Source organism: Alkalimonas cellulosilytica (assembly GCF_036325985.1).
In the GTDB taxonomy this organism is placed as follows: Bacteria; Pseudomonadota; Gammaproteobacteria; order Enterobacterales; family Alteromonadaceae; genus Alkalimonas; species Alkalimonas cellulosilytica.
Genome location: NZ_JAUHLI010000060.1, coordinates 1 through 409, shown reverse-complemented (window position 1 = coordinate 409; position 409 = coordinate 1). Strand labels below are relative to the sequence as shown.

Annotated in this window: 2 tRNA genes; both read left to right on the top strand. The window is 44.3% G+C overall.

Going from position 1 to position 409, the window contains the following annotated elements:
• Nucleotides 1-72: 72 nt before the first annotated feature.
• A tRNA-Ile gene (locus QWY20_RS18540) sits at nt 73-149 on the top strand.
• 80 nt (nt 150-229) lie between these two features.
• Nucleotides 230-305 (top strand) — tRNA-Ala (locus tag QWY20_RS18535).
• Nucleotides 306-409: the final 104 nt, after the last annotated feature.

Sequence of the window (409 nt, the reverse complement as noted above, 5' to 3'; positions counted from 1 at the left end):
TTACCTAAAGCACTTACGGCATAAGTACCCACACAGATGATTGATTGCATGAGACAGAGCAAACGTACAGATGGGTCTGTAGCTCAGGTGGTTAGAGCGCACCCCTGATAAGGGTGAGGTCGGTAGTTCGAGTCTACTCAGACCCACCACTTTGAGTGTTGAGTTGTGAGTGTTGAATGTTGAGTAAAAAACAACTAAGCACTTAAAACCAAACACTCAACACTATAACGGGGTTATAGCTCAGCTGGGAGAGCGCCTGCCTTGCACGCAGGAGGTCAGCGGTTCGATCCCGCTTAACTCCACCATTTACTTTGCTCTTAAATTCAAATGAAAGGCCTTAATGTGAAGGCAGAGTGTTCAGTTTTTACAACTCAACATTCACCATTCAACATTCACAATTAAGATTTTC